The sequence below is a fragment of the Corallococcus exiguus genome (assembly GCF_009909105.1).
In the GTDB taxonomy this organism is placed as follows: domain Bacteria; phylum Myxococcota; class Myxococcia; order Myxococcales; family Myxococcaceae; genus Corallococcus; species Corallococcus exiguus.
Genome location: NZ_JAAAPK010000005.1, coordinates 174,096 through 188,875, shown reverse-complemented (window position 1 = coordinate 188,875; position 14,780 = coordinate 174,096). Strand labels below are relative to the sequence as shown.

The following is a 14,780-nucleotide window of genomic DNA, read 5'->3' as shown; positions in this document are numbered from 1 at the left end:
TGCGAGGGGAGGGGGTCGCCGTTCCCAGGCGGAGTGCGCACGTTCGCCGGACACGAATGCAGGAGGCAGCAGCGTGTTCAAGCCAACGGACATTCAGCGGGGCATGACGGTGCGGGACCGGGACGGCGAAGCGCTCGGCGGCATCGTCGCGGTGGACCCGCGCGGCTTCACCATCGGCACGGGGCGCATCTTCGAGCGGGAATATCCGGTGCGCTTCTCCGACGTCGCGGACCTGGACGGGGACGACGTCTACCTGCGCCGGGACCTGGCCAGTCTCCCGGGCGCCATGCTGGCCGAGGGCGCGCTGGAGCTGGAGGACGACAACTGCCACCCGGACAGGGCGCACCGGCCGGTGGTCTACACGCACGACCTGACGGGCGCGCTGGTGCCCGTGGAATAGGGGGCGGCTGGCGGGTGGCCGCACGCACCCCGCACGTCACTCGGGACGGGACTCCTCTTCACCCGTGGGGGGCCCGTCCTCGCTGTTTCTGCCGTCTGGCGGCTTCCTGTATCGCCCGGCGTGCCGTCCTGTTTCGGGCGACAGCCTCCGGGAGATAGGGCGCAGCACCACCAGCGACAAGAGGGCCAGGGCCACGGTGGCGCCGGCCGCCACGTAGAGCCCCAGCCCGCAGGCCAGGCCCACCGAGGCCGTCAACCAGAGGTTCGCCGCCGTGGTGAGCCCTCTCACCGCTTCCCCGTGGCGCAGGATGACGCCCGCGCCCAGGAAGCCGATGCCCACCACAATCTGGCTGGCGATGCGGCTGATGTCCGTCTGCGTGCCGCTGGGGTTCGCGCCCGTCCGGAGCAACTCCTCCGTGTAGACACTGGAGAGCGTGAAGCAGCACGCCCCCAGCGCCACCAGCGTGTGCGTGCGCAGCCCCGCGGCCTGGTTGCGCGCCTCGCGCTCCACGCCCAGCACGCCGCCCAGCAGCGTGGCCAGCACCAGCCTGCCAATGAGGACCTGGGGTTCCACCCGGGCGACGCTACTCGCCCAGGTCGATCTTCTCGTCCTTGTCCGCGTCGTTCAGTTCGGGATTGGGCAGCGTGTCCAGCGTGGCCACCAGCAGCTTGTAGGACGGCACCACGTAGGGCTCTACGTCCTTGCTCAGCTCCGTCACGTACTGCTCCTTGCGCTCCACGTACTTCTTGTCCTCGGAGTCCCAGCTGCCGCCGGCCTCCGCGGCCCAGACCTCCTCGCCGTCGCGGCAGCGGATGAGCTGCGCCTTCACCGCCACCTCCGCGCCGTCACCCACGCGCTTCACCGTGGGATCCAGCCAGAGCACGCCCTCGATGCCCTCCACGCACTGGTCCTGGAAGGTGAGGTCCGTGCGGCGCTCGGGGAGGGACGTGTTGGCCTTCACGATGTAGTCCCGGTTCTGGTTCAGCCACTGCCGGGCGATGAGGCTCCACAGGTCGCCGATGTACTGCTGGCCCTGCGGGAACGGCTGCGTCACCACCGCCAGCCGCTTCACCTGCTGCCGGTCCACCGTCGCGTAGTCGGCACGCAGCCGCTGGCTCTTCACCGCGCTCGCGCAACCCGTGAGCACCATCAGACCCAGCACCGCGCCCACCCGCTTGAACGTCCCCATGGCTTGAAGCTCCCGAAGAAAAGAACGGCCCCGCGCTTCCCTTCAAGGGAAGGCGGGGCCGAAAGGTCCGGCGCGGATATTAAGCGCTTCCTCCGCGCTGTCAGGCGGCGCGTGTGGAGGACGTGTCACCGCCCGTGGCGGAACCGCCCTCTGGCGAACGTCCCGCGTCCTTCTGCCGCTTGTCGTGCATCAGCTGCATCACCGCGGCCAGCACCGTGAAGGACACCAGCAGCGTGGTGATGAGGCCGATGCAGGCGACGAGGCCCATGGAGCGCAGGCCGTTGTGGCTGGCCACCAGCAGCGCCGCGAAGGCCGCCACCGCCGTCAGCGTGGAGGACACCACCGCCGCGCCCACGCTGCGCAGCGCCACCAGCGGGGACGTGCCCTCCAGGAAGCGGTGCAGCAGGTAGAGGCCGTGGCTCACGCCGAAGCCCAGCAGGATGGGCAGGATGATGATGTTCATGAAGTTCAGGCGCAGGTCGAACAGCGCCATGAAGCCCATCATCATCGCCAGGCCCACCGTCAGCGGAATCACGGACGCCAGCGCCAGCTTCGTGTTGCGGAAGTCCGCGAAGTGCATCACGAGAATCCACAGCGCGGTGAGGATGACCGTGAGCTTCGCGTCCTTGAGCACCATGCGCGCCAGCGACGCGTACAGCTGCGTGGCGCCCGCGGCGCGGAACTCCTTCTCCACCGGCGCGCCCGTGGGGCCGCCTTCCGTGAACTTGCCCGGCGTCACCATGCCCTTGATGGAGTGGGTCTGGTCCGCGAACTGGAGCATCTGCTTGCCGTCCCACAGGTCCACGCTCGGGTAGATGAACGTGAGGTAGCCGTGGTTCTCCGGGCTCGTGGTGGGCAGGTGGCGGAACTGCGAGGCGTAGATCTCCGGCACCTGGTGCACGTCGAAGGGCCGGGCCTCCAGCATCTTGAAGAACAGGGCCGCCTTCTCCTGCGTCTCCGGCGGCAGGGCCTTCACGTCGATCTCCTTCAGCTCCTCCTGCCACTCCTCCAGGATCTTCGCGTTCGCCTGGGAGATGCCCTCCGGCGGCACGAAGGTGAAGAGGCTCATCACCTGGGAGATGGCGGGGCGCTTCTTCGGGTCCGCCGTCAGCTCCTTGTAGAGGGCCTCCGTCTCCGCCAGGTCCTTGGTGTAGATGGCGAGCGGGTCGCTGGCGATCTTGAAGCGCGCGTTGATTTCATCCTGCAGCACCACGGACGGCTGGTTCGCCGGCATCAGCGCGCGGGTGTTGTAGTTGAAGCGGACTCCGTACGGCAGCCGCGCGAAGAAGCCCGCGTCCGCCGGGGGCTCGCCGCTCTTCCACGGGATGGCCGCGCCGCACACCACCGCGACAATCACGCAGCCCACCGCCAGCACCAGGCCGGGGCGCGGGATGCGCAGCTCCTTGCCGGACGCGTTGTTCGTGGGCGGCGGCTTCATCACGCCGATGAGCTTCTGCGGCAGCTCCGGGTCGCGGCGGCCCGCGAGCGCCAGCATCGCCGGGCACCAGGAGAACAGCGTGAAGCCTAGGATCAGCGTGCCCGTGCCGGCCAGGAGGCCGAACTGGGAGAAGCCTTTGAACTCGCTCACCATCAGCACGTAGAAGGAACCCGCCACCACCACCGCGGACACCAGCGCGGGCCGGCCCGCGTTGACGACCGCGTCGCGGATGGCCACGTCGTAGCGCTTGCCCGCGCCCAGCTCCAGGCGCGTGCGGAAGATGAAGTGGATGCCGTAGTCGATGCCGAACCCCAACATGATGCCGCCCAGGATGGAGGTGATCATGTTGAGCTCACCCAGCGTCGCGTAGGTGAAGCCCAGCGTGTACAGCGTGCCCGCCACCGTGCCGCTCACCACGATGAGCGTGGGCGCCCACTTGCGGAAGAACGCGATGGTGATGGCGAAGATGGCGACGAGCGCGATGATGGTGACCGGCTGGAGCGAGTCCTCGATGGCGTACGAGTCGTCCACCGCCGTCTTGTAGGAACCCGTGAAGCCGTAGGCGACCGTCTTCTTGTCGCCCATCTTGTAGTAGTCCTCCACCAACTGCACGCCCGCGGGGTTGCTCTTGGAGTACTGCTCCAGGTCCCCGCGCAGCTTGTCCACGTACTGCTTCGTCTGGCCAATCTGGTTGGTGTCCCACATCGGCTTGATGAGGAGCAGGAGCAGCTTGCGGTCCTGGGAGATGTAGTAGTCGTCCGCGATGCTCTTGTTGCCAACGCTGGAGTACTTGTCGACCAGGTCCTGCAGGTCCAGCTTCACCGGCTCCGTCTTCTTGATTTCAATGTAGAAGGGGTTCGCGCGGCGGATCTGATCCTTGAGGAACGCCATGATGCGGCGCTTGCCCTCGGCCAGGTCCTCCGTCTTCACGAAGAGCACCATGTTGTTCTGAACGAACTCGACGGGGATCTTGTAGGTGACGGAGCGCGCGTTCTCCTTGTCCTTGCCCACCATGGCGGCCAGGTCGTCCGCGACCTTCTTGAGCGTGGCCTCGTCGTCACCGCGGAAGGTGAGCATGAAGAAGCCGCTGCCGCCCACCATGTCGATGACCCGCTTGACGTCCTTCACCTCCTGCAGGTCCTGGGAGATGAGGTCCAGCTGGTTCGAATTGATGGTCAGCTTCGACGTGCCCCACACCGAGATGCCGAGCAGCAACAGCAGCACGAGCATGACGGTGCCGGGGCGCCGGACCAGCATCTCTGCGTAGGCCAGGGCGAGGCGGGGCGGGGGATGGGAAGAAGGATTGCCGCTCATGGGCGCGGGACCCTATCGCCGAACGTCCCCGCCCGGAAGCAAAGCCCGGGGTGCCTGTCCGCCCCACCTCCGCGCGAGACAGGGCCTCTTATCGCAGGGGAATAAACCGCGACTTCAGTGTCCTGGAGGCCCGGCCAGGGGGACGACCTGCGCCTGCGTCCCACCCGTAGCGGGCTCGTCGCGGGGCGGGATGAGGAAGGGGAGCGGGTTTCGCAGGAAGCGCAGGAACACCGCGCCCAGGAAGCGCAGGCCCTGGCTCACCGGGACGTCGCGAGCGCGCAGGGCCACGCCCAGGGCCAGCGTGAAGGACACGCCGAAGTTGACGACGCCCACGACGAGCACCCCCGCGGCGGCCGCCAGGAAGCCCGGCTCCATCACGGCGGAGGGGCCCAGCGCGCACCCGGCGAAGGCCAGCGCGCCGAAGGAGAAGGTGACATGCCGCACGTCCAGCGGGACGCCGAAGAAGCCGCCCACGCCCGGCATCACCGCCAGCAGCACGCCCAGGGTGACGCCGCCGCCCACGCCCGCCGCGTGGTGCATCAGCGAGTCCGCCACCTTGCGCGCGCCCGTCGCTCCGAAGAGCGCGCGCAGCACGCGGTGGTGGGCAAGCGCCTCTGGCAGGCGGCGGTAGACGATGAAGTTCTCGAACCAGCCCGCGGCGACGCTGGAGGCCCAGAGCATCACCCCGGTCAGGATGGCGTGGAGGAGCGTCGCGCTCTTCCAGGGGTGCAGCGTCTCCACCACGTGCTGCGCCTGCTGCGCGGTCAGGTAGGCGTGGCCCTTGAGGAACTGGAAGCCCAGCGCCAGCGCCACCGCCACGGGAAGGACGCAGCCCAGATTGCCCAGGATGGCCGCGAGCTGCGAGCGGGTGATGCGCGGCACCAGCGCCGCCAGGCGCTCCATGCGCCGGGTGCCCTCGTCCAGGCCCGCGTCCTCGCCCACCGCGGCCGCCAGCGTGGAGGCCGTCATGGACGGCTGCTTGGTGGCCAGCGTGAAGCCCAGCAGCTGCATCACCACGAAGCCGCCCGCGTAGTTGAGCGCGACGAAGAGGCCCGCGAAGAAGGGGGCCAGCGGAAGGCCGGTGAGGAGGAACTTCAGCGCGACGGCGACCGCGGCGACGAGCCCGCCGCCCGCCGCCGAGTGCACCATGTGGTGGAACTCGGCCGTCGTGGAGGTGATGTAGTGCTCACCCGTGTTGCCGGTGCGCTCGATAATTTTTCGCGCCAGCAGCCGCGCGTTGCGGCGCACCAGCGCACGCACGGAGCGGTCCTCGTGCGCGAGCCGCAGCAGGTCCGACAGGAGCTCCAGCGCCTCGCGCCAGCGCGGCTCACCCCGGGGCGAGCCCAGCACCCGCGCGATGGCCTCCATCCGGTCCAGGCCGCGCTGGATGCACTCCAGGCGGTACACCAGGTCCACGCTGACGCCGAAGTGTTCCAGGTGCTGGGTGACGGTGCGCACCACGCCGCGGCAGTCCTCCACCACGCGGAGCAGGTCCGCCAGCGACTCCTGGGCCCCGTCGCGCGCCAGCACCGCGTCGCCCGCCATCCGCAGCCGCAGGAAGGGCGACGCGCGAAAGGACATGTCCGGAATGCGGTCGCGCACGTCCTCGGCCAGCCCCAGCCCCGTCACCTGCACGCCCAGCAGCACCAGCGCGTCCATCAGGTCCCCGCGCACGCGTGAGGACGGGGTGGGCTCAGGTGGGGGCGGGTCGCCCACCAGCGCCGTCAGCCGCGCCAGCAGCAAGGGGGACAGCGCGCTCAGCCACTCCGCGTCCTCCGGCACCGGGAACAGGCGCAGGAGCAGCTCCGACAGCTTGCCCGGCTCCGCCGGCGCGGGCAGCACGCCGCGCGCGAGGCGGTCCGTCAGCTCGGAGAAGAAGCCGTTGCCGGCGCTCAGGCCCACCTGGGCGAAGAGCTTCAGCCCCCGGCTGCTCGCGCACACCCCCGCCACCAGCCGGGTGACGGACGCGCGCAGGGCGCCCTCGCCCTCCAGCACGCGCACCAGCAGGGACAGCCGGGAGTTCGAGGGGGACAGCGCAAGGTCGTCCGCGTCCGTGAGGCCCTGGGCGGGGATGCGGTCGCGCATCCAGTGGATCCACCGCTCCACCCACTCCAGGCGCGGCTCCAGGCCGTCGTCGGGGACCTCCGACAGCAGCCGGAGCAGGTCCCGGACCGCGGGGTGGCCGGGGGCCCGGGGCGCGTACTGGACGCAGAACGCGTCCATCTCACGGTCGGACGGCACACCCCGGAGCAGCAGCCGCGGGGCGGGGGTCGAAACAGTCATTCGCCAGGCGCTCCGGGGGAGGAGGAACGCCCCAGCCTAACCGGCCCGCGCCTCCCCCGGAACCCGGAGGGATGGCGAGGGCCTGATTGCCTGGCTGCCCAGGCGGCAACTGACTGGATTACTTCACCTTCACCGAACCCAGTTCGTTGTTCTTCGCACGCATGGCGCCGAGCAGCCCGTCCCAGCCGCCCTCCTTGAAGAGGGGGCGGACCTGATCATCACGGATGCCGGTGAGCATGGAATCGCCCAGCACGGACACGTCCACGACCTTCCAGCCGCTGCCCACCTTCTCCACGGCGTACTTGAGCTTCATCTCCTGCTTCTTCAGCGGGTGGTTGATGAAGATGGTGGAGCCCACGAGCGCCTTGTCGCCCGTCACCTGCGGCTCGTCGTAGGTGATGGAGTCCAGGTTCTTGAAGTTCTCGCGCACCTTGGGGAAGGCGATCTTCGCGAACAGGTTCTGGAAGAGCTGGGTGAACTCCTTGCGCTGGGCGTCCGTGGCCTTGGTCCACTCGTCACCCAGCAGGAAGAGTCCCTGCTGGTCGCTGCCCAGGTTCTCCAGGGCCTTGAGGTCCTTCTCGTAGCGCACGGACTGCACCACGGTCTTCACCGGCTTGGTGATGGCTTCGGAAGCCTTGGGCGCGGCGAGCGCGGGCACGGCGAAGGTGATGGCAACCAGGAAGGGAAGGGTGCGAAGGCGGGCGATGGCGTTCATATGGGTCTGTGACCTCCAGAAGAAGGGCGCGGGTCCTGTAGCCCAGGGGAACGCCGCGCGAACCAATAAATTCATCCGGCGAGCAGGCACACCCGCGGCATCGGGTCCGCCTGTCTGAAGGGCGCTTTCGCCGAATAAACCCCTGTATCGACAGGTTTGACTCTGCTGGGACCGCACGTTTAGTGTCCGCCCCCTGCGCTGCGTCACCGAATTAGCGCGAAGCCCGAGAAGACATGCCTACCGACTTCCTGTTCACGTCTGAATCCGTCACCGAGGGCCACCCGGACAAGATCGCCGACCAGATCTCCGACGGTGTGCTCGATGCCATCATCGCCAAGGATCCGCAGGCGCGTGTCGCCGTGGAGACGCTCGTGAAGACGGGCCTCGCCATCGTCGCGGGCGAGGTGACGACGAACACCTACGTGGACATCCCGAAGATCGTCCGCTCGACCATCACGCGCATTGGCTACACCGACAGCGCGATGGGCTACGACGGCAACACCTGCGGCGTCATGGTGGCCATCGAAGGCCAGAGCCAGGACATCGCCCGGGGCGTGGACAACAAGAAGGACCAGGGCGCCGGCGACCAGGGCATGATGTTCGGCTTCGCGTGCGACGAGACGCCGGAGCTGATGCCCGCGCCCATCCACTACGCGCACGCGCTGACCCGCCGCCTGGCGGAGGTGCGCCGCAAGAACCACCCGTGGATCCGCCCGGACGGCAAGAGCCAGGTGACGGTGGAGTACAAGGACGGCAAGCCGCTGCGCATCGACGCGGTGGTGCTGTCCACGCAGCACTCGGATGACGTCTCCAACAAGAAGATCCAGGAGGCCATCCGCGAGGACGTCATCCTGAAGGTCCTGCCGAAGAAGCTCATCGACAACAAGACCAAGTTCTTCATCAACCCCACGGGCCGCTTCGTCATCGGCGGCCCCATGGGCGACTCGGGCCTCACGGGCCGGAAGATCATCGTCGACACCTACGGCGGCATGGGCCGTCACGGTGGCGGCGCGTTCAGCGGCAAGGACCCGTCCAAGGTGGACCGCTCGGCCGCGTACATGGGCCGCTACATCGCGAAGAACGTCGTGGCGGCGGGCCTGGCCCGTCGTTGCGAGGTGCAGGTGTCCTACGCCATCGGTGTGGCGGAGCCTGTCAGCGTGATGGTGGAGACCTTCGGGACGTCCACGGTGCCGGAGGAGCAGATTGCCCGCGCCGTGCGCCAGACGTTCGGCCTGCGCCCGCGCGAAATCACCGAGCACCTGGACCTGCTGCGGCCCATCTACCAGAAGACCGCCGCGTACGGTCACTTCGGCCGTGCGGAGAAGGAGTTCACCTGGGAGCGCACGGACAAGAAGGACGCGCTCCGTGAGGCGGTCGCCGCCCCTGCTCCCAAGACGCGCACGCCCCGCCTGAAGGCGGTCTGACGCACCGGAAGCACTCCGGTTGAGCCCACGCGCTCGTCCCCTCCCCGGGGGCGAGCGCGTTTTCATTTCCGGGCATGGCGCGTGCGTTGGCCGGGCGCACACGGTGGGTGAATTGTTAGGACACGGCCATGCCGACTTCGGGTGCCGCGCCTGGCTGGCGCATCGTGCTGCTCACCGTGGCCCCCGCGGTGGCGCACGACTTCACGCTGGCGCTGAGGGCCCAGGGGCATGACGTGGTGGCGCTGGTGGTGCCGGCGGGCATCCGGGGCCTGCGCCCGCTGGACATGGAAGGGTGGGCGGAGCTGGGGCGGCTCTTCGAGGCCGCGCCGCCGTCAGTGGACGTGTTGCTGGTGAGCGAGCGGGCACACCTGACGCCCCGGTTGGCGGGCCTGAAGCCGGACCTCCTGCTGTGCTTCTTCTTTCCGTGGCGGCTGCCGCCAGAGGCGCTGGCGCTGGCGCGGCTGGGGGCGGTGAACGTGCACCCGTCCCTGCTTCCTCGATACCGGGGGCCCTGTCCGCTGGGGTGGGCGCTGCGCGAGGACGCTCGCGAGCTGGGGCTCACCTTCCACCGCATGGACGCGAGCTTCGACACCGGGCCCGTGCTCGCGCAGGGGGCGTTCCCGGTGACGGACGAGGACACGGAGGAAGTGGTCTTCGAGAAGCTGATGCTCGCGTCGCGCCGGCTGCTTCCCGGGGTGGTGGAGCGCGTGGCGCGGGGAGACGTGGGCGAGCAACAGGCGGGGGCCGACGCGACCTTCGCGCCCTTCTTCGAGCCGGCGTATCGGGACATCGACTGGCGCGACAGCGCGCGCTCCGTGCACTTGAAGGTGCGCGCGTGCCGCTTCGCCGGGTGGCGTGGGGGCAGGGGCGATGCGAGGGCCCGGCTCGATGGCCGCTGGGTCCGGGTGCAGCGCACGCGGATGTGGCGGGGCGAGAAGCCTTGCGCGGAGCCGGGCACGCTGCTGGCCCGTCAGGGAGACGAGTTGCTGGTGCAGTGTGGGGACACGCCGCTCTGGGTGGTGTCGCACGCGCCGGAGGAGGCCTGAGGAGGAGTCACGGCGGGCAGCCGTGCGAGCGGATGGGGTCGCGCGGGTAGCACCTGCCGACGGGCGGACACACACAAGGGTATGGCGAAGAATCCCGGAGACCCCTACCCCCTCGTCCAGGTCGAGAACTACGAGCGCTACGTGGGCGCGGAGGTGGTGGAGCGCATCCTGGAGAAGGCGCGCCCGCTGCAGGACCTGCGGGTCGTGCACGTCAACTCCACGTACTACGGCGGCGGGGTGGCGGAGCTGTTGTCACCGCTGACGCTGCTGATGAACAGCGTGGGCATGGCCACCGAGTGGCGGGCCATCCAGGGGCCGCCAGACTTCTTCAACATCACGAAGAAGATGCACAACGCGCTGCAGGGCGCGGACATCCACCTGACGTCGCTGAAGGCGACCATCTACGAAGAGGTCGTCTACGAGAACGCGGTGCGCAACCGGTTGGACCACGACCGGGTCGTCATCCACGATCCGCAGCCGTTGCCCATCGTGCGGTACAGCCGCAAGCGCGGGCCGTGGATCTGGCGCTGCCACGTGGACCTGTCGAATCCGGAGCCGTCGCTGTGGGCGTACCTCAAGCCGTTCGTGGAGCAGTACGACGCGACGGTGTTGAGCATCCCGGAGTACGCGCGCGAGCTGTCCACCCCGCAGGTGTTCTTCATGCCGGCCATTGATCCGTTCTCCATCAAGAACCGGGAGATGAGCGAGGCGGAGATTGAGGAGCGGCTCCAGCATCACCACATCCCCACGGACCTGCCGCTGGTGGTGCAGGTGTCACGCTTCGACCGGTGGAAGGATCCGGAGGGAGTGGTGGCCGCGTGGCGGATCGCGCGCAAGGAGATGCCGTGCACGCTGGTGCTGCTGGGCAACATGGCGGCGGACGACCCGGAGGGGCAGAAGGTCTATGAGGAGGTGATGCGGCACAAGGACGAGCGGCTCATCGTCCTCAGCCGCGAGGACACGGCGCTGGTGAACGCGCTCCAGCGCCGCGCGGCGGTGGTGGTGCAGAAGTCACTGCGCGAGGGCTTCGGGCTCACGGTGGCGGAGGCGATGTGGAAGGGCACGCCCGTCATCGGAGGGAACGTGGGCGGCATCCGTCATCAGATTGAGGACGGGCACAACGGCTTCCTGGTGGACTCGGTGGACCAGTGCGCCCAGCGCATCGTGCAGTTGCTCCGGACCCCGAAGCTGCGCAACCAGCTGGGGCACCACGCGCACGAGACGGTGCGCCGCCGCTTCCTGCTCACGCGCTACCTGGAGCAGTACCTGGACTTGTTCAACGCGTTCGAGGCCCGCTACCACCTGCGTCCGCTGCCGCACCTGACGACGTGAATGAATATCGCCAGGGTTGGCACGTCTCCAGGCCCGCTCCCCCTCCCCCAGGACAAGGAACAATGCCAACCCCCATGCCCGCGGCAATGCGCTGTGCCATTGGCACGCTCGTCTTCCTGACCGGGTCCGCGCTTCCTGCCGCCGCCGCCCCTCTGCCATTCGCCGTTGAATCACAGGCCGTCACGCAGTTGGACTTGAAGCAATCTTTCGACTTCATCACCAAGCCCATCCTCGTTTCACCGGCAGCCAATGCGCTCCTTCCGGATGGCCTCATCACCCTGCAATGGGAAGCGTCCACGGACCCCAGGGGTTGGCCGCTGACCTATGGCGTGGCCATTCGCCAAGGCGGCGTAAACGTCGCAACCTTCCAGACGGCGGAGACCCGCATCACCCTGGAGGAGGGCGATGCGTTGCCTCCGGGTGTCTATTCCTGGGGCGTCGTCGCCTACAACGCAGGTGGCGCCGGCCACTCTGATGAGGTCAGCTTCACCATCGCGGGTGAAGTCGCCGTTGATGGGGGCATTCCGGATGCTGGCACTGCTTCGGACGCGGGCTCCATCGAGGCAGACGCAGGAAGTCGGGATTCAGGCGTCCCCGTGTTCCACGAGCCTTTGCCTCACTCCCTGCCGCCCTCGGAATCATCCGGATGTTCCTCCAGCCCGGCCGGTGGGGCATTCCCTGGCGCACTGCTGCCTCTTCTGGCGCTCGGGCTCATGCTTCGAGCCACCCACCGCCACCGTGGAACCCACGCGCGGCTGCCCAGCCCTGCCCGACCTCCGCGTTAAGGTGAGCGGACGTCGGGTCAGAGCGAGTCCAGGAACGTGAGCAGCGCGGCGCGCTCCTTCGGGGACATGCGCTGCACGGCTTCGCGCGAGGCCTGGGCTTCGCCGCCGTGCCAGAGGATGGCCTCCAGCACGGAGCGCGCGCGTCCGTCGTGGAGCAGGCGCGTGTGCCCGTTCACGGTGGCGGTGAGCCCCAGGCCCCAGAGGGGCGGGGTGCGCCATTCAGTTCCGGTGGCCTGGTAGTCGGTGCGCCCGTCCGCGAGCGCTTCGCCCAGGTCGTGCAGCAGCAGGTCCGTGTACGGCCAGATGCGCTGGTTCGACAGCTCCGGGAATCCGGGCAGCTCACCAGTCGTGGTGCTGGGGCGGTGGCAGCGGTCGCAGCTCGCGCGCAGGAACGCGGCCTTGCCCGTGCGCACGTCCTCGCGGTCCGCGCCACGTCGCGCGGGCACGGCGATGAGGTGCGAGTAGTCAGAGAGGGAGGCGAGGTTGGCGGCGTCCACTTCGGGCTCGCCACCGGTGGCGCCCTTGAGGCACTGCGACTGCGCGGCGGTGCACGGAGGCTGGGGGAACAGTGTGGAGGTGAGGCCCATGTCGCCCAGCAGCGCGCCCGCGGCCTGATGCTCCAGGTCCGGTTGGTTGGCCTTCCATCCGAAGCGGCCCAGTACTTCGCGGCCTTCCTTCGCATTCCAGACGCGGTTGGGGCGGCCCCGGATGCCGTCGCCATCACGGTCGTCAGGGTCGGCCCAGGCGAGCAGCGTCGCATCTGGAATGGCCGCGAGCAGGCCCAGGCCCACCATGGGCTGCGCGATGCGCGGGGACAGGCGCACGTCGGGCGCGAGCGGGACGTAGCCCAGGTCCAGCAACTCGTAGCTCGGCGACTGGAGCGTCACGCTGCCTTCGCCCCGGAGGGACAGGGCGGGCAGGGACGCGTAGGTCGCCTGCACCTGGCCTTCGGCGGGGACGCCGTCGATGGCGCGAGGCTGGAACTGGTCGCCGTAGGTGGGCTCCGGCACGGGTTCGCCGTGGGGTCCGGTGCCGGGCACGGAGAGGCGCACGAGCAGGGACGCGGGGGCCTTCGTGTTGCCGGCGACGGGCGCGCCCCGGCCATTGGCGACGTGGCAGGCGAGACACGAGGTGGCGTGGAAGAGCGGGCCCAGGCCGTCACGGTCGCGCTGGCCCGAGGGCGCGGGGACCCAGTCCACCTCGAAGTTGGCCTCGCCCAGGAGGAAGCGCGACCTGTGCTCCATCGTGATGTTGGCGGGGGACTGCACGAAGGCTTCGGGGCCGGCGTGGGGCACCGTGGTGGCACCACCGGACCGTGTCTCGTCCGGGTCGAACGGCGCGACCTCCAGCGGCACCTCATCCGGGGTGTCGATGGGCGGGTCGTCCGGAAGCGGGGGGACGACTGCCCGCAGGACGCGAGCATCATGACGAGGATGCACGCGGGGACTGTGATTCCAGAACGCATGGTCATGGCGGACGGGCTGCGTGCCGGCATCCGTGCCCGCGTCCACGGTCACACCCGCATCCGTGTTGCCCGAGGGCTGGGGCGTCGGGTCGTCGTCACCACACGCTCCGAGCAGCAGCAGCGCCGCCACCCACGCACTCCACATTGCTTTGTGTCCCCGCATGGCCTCGCCTCGCTGGCCGTTCACGGATTACCGTTTTGGCTGGCTGATTTGAGATTGATTCGCAAAGTCGATTCGAGGCGGGCGTGTATCGCGGCAGGCGCCTCGCGCGCAAGGGGGTGGGGTGGGTGCGGCGATTGCACGGTGGCGCAGTGAGGCCGCGCCCGGTGCGCGCGGTGACACGACACGGTGGCGCGTCGCACATGACGTTCGCGCCAGAAAGACAGACATGCCCTCTCGAATCGGCCTCCGTCCCTGGCTCAAGACCTACAGCTGGTTGCTTGTCTTCGTGGCGCTGGTCCTCATCGGCTACGCCGTGCTGGCGCTGTCCATGATGAACCTGGAGCGAGGGGCGCAGCTGCGGATGGTGGCCCTGGACATGCGGCACCTGCTGAAGGCGGTGACTCGGTACGCGGAGCGGGCGGGACACGTGCCGCCGCCATCGGTGGGGCTCTCCGCGCTCGTGGAGGAACGCCTCCTGGAGCGCATCCCCGTGGATCCCTGGGGCCATGACTATGTGTACCGTGTGGAGGCGGGCACGCCGGTCATCCTGTCCTATGGCCGTGATGGCATCCCGGACGGCGAAGGCCCGGACGCGGACCACTCCTCTCGCGTCCTCCTGGCGGAGTGAAGTGGGCCCACGGGTTGCAATGGCAGTCATCCCGGAAGGCAGAGGGGCCTTCCGTGAGGGACACGTTGACCCAGGCCCGTGCCGGTCCGCGTGTCAGAAAGACAGACATGGACAGGAAGAAGCGACGTCAGCGCGGCATGACGCTGATTGAAATCATGGTCGTCATCACCATCCTGGGCCTCATCGCCGCCGCGGTGGGCGTGTCGGTGATGAGTCAGTTCGGCCAGGCGAAGCAGCAGCGCGTGGGCCTGGACTTCGGTTCGCTGGGGCAGGGACTCCAGCTGTACGCGATGAAGAAGGGCCGGCTGCCGGACACCACCTCCGGGCTGCGCGTGCTGGTGGAGGAGAACATCCTCCCGGAGCTGCCGCGCGACCCGTGGGGCAATGACTACGTGTACACGCTGGACAGGGGCGTGCCGGCCATCGTGTCACTGGGCGCGGATGGCGCACCGGGCGGTGACGGCGATGACCGGGACCTCTCGTCACTCGACCGGGACGCGCGGTCCCGAGGGTGACGGAGGGAGGAAAAGGGTGCTGCCCGAGTGGAGAAGCCACGATTGGGTGGCGTTTCAGGCCAAGGCGGATTCGAACCGCGAGC

The 14,780-nt window shown here is 68.9% G+C and carries 13 protein-coding genes; 7 read left to right on the top strand and 6 right to left on the bottom strand.

What is annotated here, in order from left to right:
* The first annotated feature begins 73 nt into the window (after positions 1 to 73).
* Complete coding sequence (locus tag GTZ93_RS20875; protein ID WP_139922385.1) at positions 74 to 400, top strand: hypothetical protein; 327 nt, start codon at positions 74 to 76, stop codon at positions 398 to 400.
* Between the two features lie 36 nt (positions 401 to 436).
* On the opposite strand, the gene GTZ93_RS20870 is transcribed toward GTZ93_RS20875, so the two are convergent.
* The 5 genes from GTZ93_RS20870 to GTZ93_RS20850 all read right to left on the bottom strand — a co-directional run bounded on the left by GTZ93_RS20870 (position 437) and on the right by GTZ93_RS20850 (position 7,339).
* Positions 437 to 973 carry an MgtC/SapB family protein gene (locus GTZ93_RS20870; RefSeq protein WP_257979468.1) on the bottom strand — a complete coding sequence of 179 codons (537 nt, stop codon included), beginning with the start codon at positions 971 to 973 and terminating at the stop codon, positions 437 to 439.
* A 10-nt stretch (positions 974 to 983) separates the two neighbouring features.
* Positions 984 to 1,589, bottom strand: coding sequence for an MXAN_6521/LA_1396 family lipoprotein (locus GTZ93_RS20865; RefSeq protein WP_126933942.1), 606 nt, complete (start codon positions 1,587 to 1,589; stop codon positions 984 to 986).
* Positions 1,590 to 1,689: 100 nt separating this feature from the next.
* Positions 1,690 to 4,341, bottom strand: coding sequence for an efflux RND transporter permease subunit (locus tag GTZ93_RS20860; protein ID WP_139922383.1), 2,652 nt, complete (start codon positions 4,339 to 4,341; stop codon positions 1,690 to 1,692).
* Positions 4,342 to 4,455: 114 nt separating this feature from the next.
* Positions 4,456 to 6,624: a site-specific recombinase gene (locus GTZ93_RS20855; protein WP_161662944.1), complete on the bottom strand. Its 2,169-nt coding sequence runs from the start codon at positions 6,622 to 6,624 to the stop codon at positions 4,456 to 4,458.
* A gap of 118 nt (positions 6,625 to 6,742) precedes the next feature.
* The gene (locus GTZ93_RS20850; protein WP_120594772.1) at positions 6,743 to 7,339 is read right to left on the bottom strand and encodes a Tgt2/MlaC family protein; all 597 of its coding nucleotides are present in this window, start codon (positions 7,337 to 7,339) and stop codon (positions 6,743 to 6,745) included.
* Positions 7,340 to 7,572: 233 nt separating this feature from the next.
* On the opposite strand from GTZ93_RS20850, the gene metK reads away from it, so the two are divergent.
* The 4 genes from metK to GTZ93_RS20830 all read left to right on the top strand — a co-directional run bounded on the left by metK (position 7,573) and on the right by GTZ93_RS20830 (position 11,926).
* On the top strand, positions 7,573 to 8,763 hold the full coding sequence (gene metK, locus GTZ93_RS20845) for a methionine adenosyltransferase (RefSeq protein WP_139922438.1): 1,191 nt from the start codon (positions 7,573 to 7,575) through the stop codon (positions 8,761 to 8,763).
* Between the two features lie 128 nt (positions 8,764 to 8,891).
* Entirely contained in the window at positions 8,892 to 9,809 is a 918-nt protein-coding gene (locus GTZ93_RS20840; RefSeq protein ID WP_120594774.1) for a methionyl-tRNA formyltransferase, read from the top strand.
* Between the two features lie 81 nt (positions 9,810 to 9,890).
* Entirely contained in the window at positions 9,891 to 11,141 is a 1,251-nt protein-coding gene (locus GTZ93_RS20835; RefSeq protein WP_139922434.1) for a glycosyltransferase, read from the top strand.
* 74 nt (positions 11,142 to 11,215) lie between these two features.
* On the top strand, positions 11,216 to 11,926 hold the full coding sequence (locus GTZ93_RS20830) for an MYXO-CTERM sorting domain-containing protein (protein WP_139922433.1): 711 nt from the start codon (positions 11,216 to 11,218) through the stop codon (positions 11,924 to 11,926).
* Between the two features lie 17 nt (positions 11,927 to 11,943).
* On the opposite strand, the gene GTZ93_RS20825 is transcribed toward GTZ93_RS20830, so the two are convergent.
* Entirely contained in the window at positions 11,944 to 13,521 is a 1,578-nt protein-coding gene (locus tag GTZ93_RS20825) for a di-heme oxidoreductase family protein (RefSeq protein WP_257979471.1), read from the bottom strand.
* 259 nt (positions 13,522 to 13,780) lie between these two features.
* Between GTZ93_RS20825 and GTZ93_RS20820 the strand changes: the two genes are divergently transcribed.
* Positions 13,781 to 14,182, top strand: coding sequence for a type II secretion system protein GspG (locus tag GTZ93_RS20820; protein ID WP_139922428.1), 402 nt, complete (start codon positions 13,781 to 13,783; stop codon positions 14,180 to 14,182).
* A 107-nt stretch (positions 14,183 to 14,289) separates the two neighbouring features.
* Positions 14,290 to 14,697, top strand: a complete 408-nt coding sequence (locus GTZ93_RS20815; RefSeq protein WP_139922425.1) for a type II secretion system protein GspG — start codon at positions 14,290 to 14,292, stop codon at positions 14,695 to 14,697.
* Positions 14,698 to 14,780 lie beyond the last annotated feature (83 nt).